Raw genomic sequence first — 7709 nt, forward strand, 5'->3', positions numbered from 1 at the left:
GTGCCGGCGACCACTACATCCGGACGAGGACCGTGTTCATGGCTTTGTCGTGCAGGCCGCGGTGGTCGGGGTCGAAGATGACCGCGGGGATCACCAAGCAGAGCAGCACGCTGCGGACCAGGGCCGCGAGCGGGCCCGCCGGGCCGCCGCCGAGCCGGACGACGTGGATCCCCATGATCCGGTGGCCGATGCTGTACCCCAGCGTACCGACCAGGAGGGCTTGCTCGACGGCGAAGACCGCGAGGGTGGCCCATGAGTTGCCGGCAAAGGCGAAGTTGCTGATCAGCAGGGCGATCCCCCAGTCAACGCAGATGGCCACGATCCGGCGGCCCGCGCGGGCAATCGAGTCAGTACCGGACTCAGGCAGGCCCAACCGCTCCCCCGGATACTTAGAGATGCCGGACGTGTCCGGTCCGGTGAGCCRCGAGCCTATGTCTTTACGATCAACCACCCTCCAAGCCTATCGGCTCCCAGGAGGGCTCCGGACTGTCCACCATTTGGACTCCCGCTGGTCACGTTACGGACCCGGATAGGCCACACTGTGGACAACGACTAGCTTTAACACGTCAGCGCATTCTGTAACCTGCCCGAAACAAAGCGGACACCGCGGGGAAATCCCATGTCCTTAGGGTGGTAACAGTTGCCAGCGGCGAGCTACGCGGGGCGGACGTTGCGTTTTCCCCGCCGTCCGGCTGCGCTGGACCACACGGCCTGACGGCCAGATCTTTTCATATGCGTAAGGAGCATAGATGTTCAAGACTGCGGACGAAGTCCTCAAGTTCATCAAAGACGAAGACATCAAATTCGTCGATATCCGCTTCACCGACCTCCCGGGCGTCCAGCAGCACTTCAACGTGCCCGCCAAGAGCGTAGACGCGGACTTCTTCGTCAACGGCCAGCTCTTCGACGGTTCGTCGATCCGCGGCTTCCAGGGCATCGCCGAGTCGGACATGCAGCTCATCCCGGACGTCACGACCGCGTTCGTTGATACCTTCCGCCTGGAGAAGACCCTTGCGCTGAATTTCTCCATCGTGAACCCGCGGACCGGCGACCCGTACCACCGCGACCCCCGCGGCGTGGCTGAGAAAGCCGAGGCCTACCTGGCCTCCACCGGCATCGCGGACACGGCTTTCTTTGCCCCCGAGGCCGAGTTCTTCGTCTTCGACAACGTGCAGTACCAGTCCTCCCCGCAGGGCAGCTTCTACAAGATCGACTCCGAGGAAGCACACTGGAACAGCGGCCGCGAAGAAGAGGGCGGAAACCTCGGCTACAAGACTCCGGTCAAGGGCGGCTACTTCCCGGTCTCCCCGACCGACAAGCAGGCCGACCTGCGCGACGCGATGTGCATCGCGTTGGATGAGGCCGGCCTTGAGGTCGAGCGCAGCCACCACGAGGTCGGTTCCGCCGGCCAGGCTGAGATCAACTACAAGTTCACCACCCTGACCCACGCGGCCGATGACCTGCAGAAATTCAAGTACGTCATCAAGAACACCGCCGACGCCTGGGGCAAGTCCGTCACCTTCATGCCGAAGCCCGTTTTCGGTGACAACGGCTCGGGCATGCACTGCCACCAGTCGCTGTGGACGGGCGGCGAGCCGCTGTTCTACGACGAGAAGGGCTACGCCGGCCTCTCGGACACCGCCCGCTGGTACATCGGCGGCCTCCTCAAGCACTCCTCCGCCGTCCTGGCCTTCACCAACCCGACGGTGAACTCCTACCGGCGCCTGGTCAAGGGCTTCGAAGCTCCGGTCAACATGGTCTACTCGCAGGGCAACCGCTCCGCCGGTATCCGCATCCCGATCACCGGCTCCAACCCGAAGGCCAAGCGCATCGAGTTCCGCGCTCCGGACCCGTCGTCGAACCCCTACCTGGCGTTCGCCGCCCAGCTGATGGCCGGCATCGACGGCATCCGCAACCGCATCGAACCCCCGGCTCCGATCGACAAGGACCTCTACGAGCTCCCCGCCGAGGAAGCCAAGGACATCCCCAAGGCCCCGGGCACGCTCGAGGAAGCCCTGGAAGCCCTCGCCGAGGACAACGAGTTCCTGCAGGCGGGCGGCGTGTTCACCCAGGACCTGATCGACACCTGGATCGAGTACAAGTACGAGTACGAGATCCGCCCGCTGTCGCTGCGCCCGAACCCATACGAGTTCGAGCTCTACTACGGCGTCTAAAGTCCACGCACACAAAGGCCGGCCCGAGGTTTCAAACCTCGGGCCGGCCTTTGTGTTGTGCCCGGCCGCGCCTGGTCTTCCCTTGGTGGCCTTTAGGTTGTCGTCGCCGCCTCAGCGCTTGCCGTACTTCTTGTGGACGGCCTGCTTGCTAATGCCGAGGCACACCGCAATTGCCTCCCAGGAGAGCCCGGCCCGGCGGGCGCGGAGTACCACCTCGGTTTCCGTGCGGGCCAGCTCCTTGTGCAACTCTGCTACCGCGTAAAGCGCCTCCGCCGGCCCCTTGCCGTCCATCGAGCCAATCAGCGTCTGCATGGCGCACCTCCTGGCGTCAACATTAGTTGACGGGGGGAAGCAACGTCAACGAAGGTTGACGGGGCGGCTCGAACGAGCTGGAAAAGCCGGATACCGCAGCGTGGTCAGTAATTGGACGCGTACCGATCCTGCCTTGATGCAGGTTGCGTGCGGACGGGGAGAGCATCAATCTTTGCCAGTGCCCTGCGGGTCGCCACGATCAACATAACGAACCCCACCAAGGCGAGCACCCCCCCGACGAACACCACACCCATGAACACGGCCACCATGCCGCCGTCTCCCCTCGAAGCCGACCAGGTCAAAAACAAGACCGCGACATAGCTCAGGAGCGGGCCCCCGAACAATAACGAAATACCGGCCACGAAGACTCCGGCTGCACGCTTGAACTCCACAATTCCCCCAATTTTCACGATGTCCTTCGCAAGCGTACAGCGGACCTGCCGGGCGTGCTCGGCAGCGACGCGACGCACGGACGAAGTGCCCTGGCGCCGCGCCGCGATGCGCTGTGGCAGCCCCGGGGGGCCGGTTCAGAACCCCCGGTACATGATCCGTTGCGGGCCGGCGTCGCCGCCGAGGTATTGCCCGCGGTCTTCGAAGCCGGCCTTGCGGTAGGCGGCCTGCCCGGCCGGGTTGGCCTCATTGACGGACAGGACGACGCCGCGCTGGTCCCCGCCCAGCGCGGCCGTCAGCCGGGCAGCCTCCCGCACGGCCCCGGCCGCGCCGGCGGCGCCGAAACCCCTGCCCTGCCGCCGCCGGTCCACGAGGAAGCCGCGGAGCAGCCAAACCGAGTCGTCATCGGCCCAGCCGGCGGCGCGGGCAGCGCCGGCCTGCAGGGTCGCGACGCCGACGGCCGCGCCGTCCGAATCGAGGACGTATGGAAAGCGGGTGTCCTCCTCGAGGCCCACCAGCATCGTCCGCAACGGGTCGCCGACAAACTGCTGCTGCCCCTCGCCAAGCTCCAGCCCGGCAACCTCGCCCAGCTTGATCGCCCGGGCGTCGTCGTCGAGGTTTTTCAAGGCGATCAACCACACGTGTTGGGACATGACTGAAACCTATCCAATCGACCGCTCAGAGGACCTTGGAGAGGAACTCCCGGGTCCGGGGCTGCTGCGGGTTGCCGAACAGGTCCTCCGGCGCACCCTGTTCGCAGATGACGCCGTCGGCCATGAACAGGACCCGGTCCGCCACTTCACGGGCGAAGCCCATCTCGTGGGTGACCAGCACCATCGTCATGCCTTCCCGCGCCAGGTCCTTGATGACCTGCAGCACCTCGCCCACCATTTCCGGGTCCAGCGCCGACGTGGCCTCGTCGAAGAGCATGATGTCCGGGTTCATCGCCAGTGCCCGGGCAATGGCAACGCGCTGCTTCTGGCCGCCGGAGAGCGACGCCGGCCGGGCATCGGCCTTCTCGGCGAGTCCGACGCGTTCCAGCAGCTTCAGGGCGCCAGCCCGGGCTTCAGCCTTGCCCTGCTTCCCCGATTCGACCGGTGCCAGCATGATGTTCTCGATCACGGACATGTGCGGGAACAGGTTGAAGTGCTGGAAGACCATGCCGATATGCCGGCGGACCTCGTTGATGTCCACCTTGGGGTCGGTCACGTCGAAGCCGTCCACCGTGACGTGGCCCCCGGTGATGTCCTCCAGCTTGTTCAGGCAACGCAGGAAGGTGGACTTGCCGGAGCCGGACGGCCCGATCACGCAGACCACCTCGCCCTCGGCGACCTCGGCGTTGATGCCCTTGAGGACGTTGTTGGTGCCGAAGGACTTGGTCAGCTCCCGGACGGAGATCTTGCTGGGTGCAGTGACTACAGCGCTCATTTGTTGAACCTCTTATCCGCAACGTTGGCCAGCTTGGTCAGCAGCATGATGACCACGAAGTACAGGACAGCGACGATCAGCAGGGTTTCGGTAATCCGGAAGTTCCCGGCGTAGATCTGCTGGCCCTGGTAAAGCAGTTCGGCGAAGCCGATGGCGAGCAGCAGCGAGCTGTCCTTGAGCATGATGATCAGCTGGTTGATCAGGGAGGGCGTCATGATCTTGAACGCCTGCGGGACCACGACCTTTTGCATGGACTTCGCGTAGCCAAGGCCCAGGCTGCGGCTGGCTTCGAGCTGGCCCGGGTCCACGGACTGGATGGAGCCCCGGACGATCTCGGTGATGTAGGCGCCGGAGTTGAGGCTGAGCGTCAGCACGCCGGCCACCCAGATGTTGATCGGCTGGCCGGTCAGCTGCGGGATGCCGAAGTAGAAGAAGAACGCCCAGACCAGCAGCGGCGTGCCGCGGAAGACGCTGACGAAGGTGGTGGCGATCCCGCGCAGGACAACGTTCGTGGAGATCTTCAGGAAGCCCATCAGCAGGCCGATCAGCATGGCCACGGCGAAGGAAATCGCGGTGACCAGGACGGTGTTGCCCAGGCCCTTCATGAGGGCGGGGAAGCTGTTGACCAGCAGGTCCCAGAAACTGGTCGGGGTGGCCTGCGTCGGGTCTTTGAGGTACTTGTCCAGGATCTCCTGGTACTTGCCGCTGGACTTCAGGTCCGCCAGTCCGGTGTTGAACGCCTGCAGCAGTTCCGGGTTCCTGCCCTTGTTGACGGCGAATCCGTAGGAGCCGCCCTTTTCCTTCCCGGTCACGGCCTTGAGGCCGTTGTTCTGGCTGATGCCGTAGGCCAGCACCGGGTAGTCATCGAAGACGGCGACGGCGTTCCCGGACTTTACGAGCTCGTACATGGTGGCGGACTGGTCCAGTGACTTGACCGTGAAGCCGTACTTATCGGCTATCGACTTCGCGAACGTTTCGCCCTCGCTGCCGGTCTTGGCCGTGACGGTCTTACCCTTCAGGTCACCGTAGCTCTTGATGTCCGAGTTGGCCTTTGCGACTGCCATCTGGACGCCCGACTCGAAGTAGGGGTCGGAGAAGTCGTAGATCTGCTTGCGGGGCTCCGTGATGGACATGCCGGCGATCACGCCATCCACTTGGTTGGACGAGAGCGCCTGCAGGGCCGCGTTGAAGCCGAGCGACTTGATCTCGACGGCGAATCCCTGCTTCTTGGCGATCTCCCGGATGATGTCCATATCGATGCCGGTCAGTTCACCGCCCGCGTCGCGGAACTCGAACGGGGCGAACGTGGTGTCCGTCCCGATGACAAAGGTCTTTCCGGAAAGGCTCGACGGCGCGGCGGCCGGATGCGCTGAACCGGCGGTGACCGACGGTGCGTCCGTCGGCGCCGCGGCGGCGCCTACGGCACCGAAGAGCATGGCGGCAAAGGCCAGCAACGCTCCGATGACCGTGACCCACCGCGGCCTGGCGGCCCSGGTCTGCTGGAGTCTGGGCAAGTTCAAACAACCCCTAGGTAAGTGCGACAACCGGTCCCCAGGACCGGCAAAGTACCCCTCGAGGTTACCCGCATTTGTACGCCGGTAGCGGACACGGCCTGCACAGCCGCCTATTGGCCGTAAAAGACGCGCTCAAAAACGGCACGTGCCCGGCGGCTGAGCCGCAGGTAGTCCTCCTCCAGCGCGGCGGCATTTCCGTGCCCGTAGCCGCACCAGCGGGCCACCGCCTCAAGGTCGCGTCGTGAGGACGGCAGCAGGTCCGAGGCCCGGCCGGTCCAGATCACGTTGGCCGAACGGATCCGGCTCGCCAGCCGCCAGGCCCGCAACAACAGCACCACCTCCCCGGCCTCCAGCAGCTCCAGGCTGGCAGCCGCCTCGAGGGCCTCCACGGTGGACGTGGTCCGTAGCTCCGGGTGCCGCCCGGCGTGCCGCAACTGCAGCAACTGGGCGAGCCATTCGACGTCGCTCAGGCCGCCGCGGCCCAGTTTCAGGTGCCGGGCCGGGTCCGCGCCGCGGGGCAGCCGCTCGGCCTCCACCCGGGCCTTGACCCGCCTGACCTCGCGGACGTCGTGGTCGGACAGCCTGTCCGGGTACCGGATGGGATTGATCAAGGCCACGAAATCGGCGGCGAGCTGGTCGTCGCCGGCCATCGGCCGGGCCCGCAGCAGCGCCTGGGCCTCCCAGACGAGGGACCAGCGCCGGTAGTACTCGGCGTAGGACTCGAGGGACCGCACCATCGGCCCGTTCTTGCCTTCCGGCCGCAGGTCCGCATCCACCGCGAGGACACGCTCGGCGAGGATCGCGGGCCTGAGCGGCTGGGTCAGCAGGCTGGAGAGCTTCCCGACGATCCGCGCTGCCTGCTGCTGCGCCTCGTCCTCCGGAACGCCCGGCAGGCCGCGGTGCACATAGATCACGTCGGCGTCGGATCCGTAGCCGATCTCCCGGCCGCCCTGGCGCCCCATCGCCACCACCAGCACATGGGTCTTCAGCGGCTCCCGCGCGGTGACCACCGTCTCGGCGACCCGGAGCGCGCCGAGCACGGCGGCGCGGTCGGTATCGGCCAGCGCCTCCCCCACCTGGTCCTGGTCCAGCAGCCCGGCGCTGTCCGCGATGGCGATCCGCAGGATCTCGCGGCGACGGATCAGCCGGATGAGGCGCATCGCGTTTTCGGGGTCCGCGTGGCGGGACATCTTGGAGGTGATCTCCAGCCACTGCGCCTCATAGCTGAGCGGGAGCAGATCCTTGTCCGAGCCCAGCCACGCGACGGACTCGGGCGAGACTTCCAGCAGATCCGAGATCAGCCGCGAATTGGAGAGCACATGGCACAGCCGCTCGGCAGCCGCCGTCGAATCCCGGAGCAGGCCAAGGTACCAGTGCGTGGTGCCGAGCGCCTCGCTGACCCGCCGGAAGGCCAACAGGCCGCCGTCGGGGTCCACGCCTTCGGCGAGCCAGCCGAGGAGAATCGGCAGCAGCTGCCGCTGCAGCGCGGCGCGGCGGCTGACCCCGCCGGTGAGCGCCTCAATGTGGCGCATGGCGCCGGGCGGGTCGAGGTAACCGAGCGCGGCGAGCCGGCCCTGGGCGGCTTCCGGGGTGAGCCTGGCGTCCTCGCTGCTCAGCGCGGCCGCGGTGTTCAGCAGCGGCCGGTAGAAGATGCGCTCATGCAGCTCCCGCACGGACCTCTTGGTCTTCCGCCACGCCGCGAGCAGCGCATCGGGATGCGGGCGCTCGTTCGAGAACGGGCCCAGCACCGCCTTGGCGAGGGAGCGCAGCGAGGCTTCCTTGACCGGCATGAGGTGCGTGCGGCGCAGCTGGAACAGCTGGATCCGGTGTTCGAGCAGCCGGAGGTAGCGGTAGTCGCGGTCGAATTCCTTGGCGTCGGACCGTCCAATGT

At 66.2% G+C, this 7709-nt stretch carries 8 protein-coding genes; 1 reads left to right on the forward strand and 7 read right to left on the reverse strand.

Features of this window, described 5'->3' with window-relative positions; genetic code table 11:
* Positions 1-13 precede the first annotated feature (13 nt).
* On the reverse strand, positions 14-451 hold the full coding sequence (locus AB4Y86_RS07410) for an RDD family protein (RefSeq protein ID WP_441401476.1): 438 nt from the start codon (positions 449-451) through the stop codon (positions 14-16).
* Positions 452-749: 298 nt separating this feature from the next.
* On the opposite strand from AB4Y86_RS07410, the gene glnA reads away from it, so the two are divergent.
* Entirely contained in the window at positions 750-2174 is a 1425-nt protein-coding gene (gene glnA / locus AB4Y86_RS07415; RefSeq protein WP_441401478.1) for a type I glutamate--ammonia ligase, read from the forward strand.
* A gap of 111 nt (positions 2175-2285) precedes the next feature.
* Here glnA and AB4Y86_RS07420 read toward each other — a convergent pair whose 3' ends face one another.
* The 6 genes from AB4Y86_RS07420 to AB4Y86_RS07445 form a co-directional block, all read right to left on the reverse strand.
* Positions 2286-2486 carry an AsnC family protein gene (locus AB4Y86_RS07420; RefSeq protein ID WP_441401480.1) on the reverse strand — a complete coding sequence of 67 codons (201 nt, stop codon included), beginning with the start codon at positions 2484-2486 and terminating at the stop codon, positions 2286-2288.
* 104 nt (positions 2487-2590) lie between these two features.
* Positions 2591-2896, reverse strand: coding sequence for a hypothetical protein (locus AB4Y86_RS07425; RefSeq protein ID WP_441401482.1), 306 nt, complete (start codon positions 2894-2896; stop codon positions 2591-2593).
* A gap of 117 nt (positions 2897-3013) precedes the next feature.
* Positions 3014-3529 carry a GNAT family N-acetyltransferase gene (locus AB4Y86_RS07430; RefSeq protein WP_441401484.1) on the reverse strand — a complete coding sequence of 172 codons (516 nt, stop codon included), beginning with the start codon at positions 3527-3529 and terminating at the stop codon, positions 3014-3016.
* Between the two features lie 25 nt (positions 3530-3554).
* Positions 3555-4304, reverse strand: coding sequence for an amino acid ABC transporter ATP-binding protein (locus tag AB4Y86_RS07435; RefSeq protein WP_441401486.1), 750 nt, complete (start codon positions 4302-4304; stop codon positions 3555-3557).
* Positions 4301-5740: an amino acid ABC transporter substrate-binding protein/permease gene (locus tag AB4Y86_RS07440; protein ID WP_441401490.1), complete on the reverse strand. Its 1440-nt coding sequence runs from the start codon at positions 5738-5740 to the stop codon at positions 4301-4303. The genes AB4Y86_RS07435 and AB4Y86_RS07440 overlap by 4 nt, the downstream gene beginning before the upstream one ends.
* A 188-nt stretch (positions 5741-5928) precedes the next feature.
* Positions 5929-7709: bifunctional [glutamine synthetase] adenylyltransferase/[glutamine synthetase]-adenylyl-L-tyrosine phosphorylase (locus tag AB4Y86_RS07445; RefSeq protein ID WP_441401488.1), on the reverse strand; the 1781-nt coding region annotated here is incomplete at its 5' end.

It is taken from the genome of Arthrobacter sp. 2YAF22_2 (assembly GCF_052114645.1).
Lineage (GTDB): Bacteria > Actinomycetota > Actinomycetes > Actinomycetales > Micrococcaceae > Arthrobacter.

Excerpts from the sequence above, each read along its gene's own strand:
- AB4Y86_RS07435 (WP_441401486.1), bottom strand. The coding sequence starts at position 4,304 with ATGAGCGCTGTAGTCACTGCACCCAGCAAGATCTCCGTCCGGGAGCTG.
- glnA (WP_441401478.1), top strand. The coding sequence starts at position 750 with ATGTTCAAGACTGCGGACGAAGTCCTCAAGTTCATCAAAGACGAAGAC.
- AB4Y86_RS07440 (WP_441401490.1), bottom strand. The coding sequence starts at position 5,740 with ATGCTCTTCGGTGCCGTAGGCGCCGCCGCGGCGCCGACGGACGCACCG.
- AB4Y86_RS07430 (WP_441401484.1), bottom strand. The coding sequence starts at position 3,529 with ATGTCCCAACACGTGTGGTTGATCGCCTTGAAAAACCTCGACGACGAC.
- AB4Y86_RS07420 (WP_441401480.1), bottom strand. The coding sequence starts at position 2,486 with ATGCAGACGCTGATTGGCTCGATGGACGGCAAGGGGCCGGCGGAGGCG.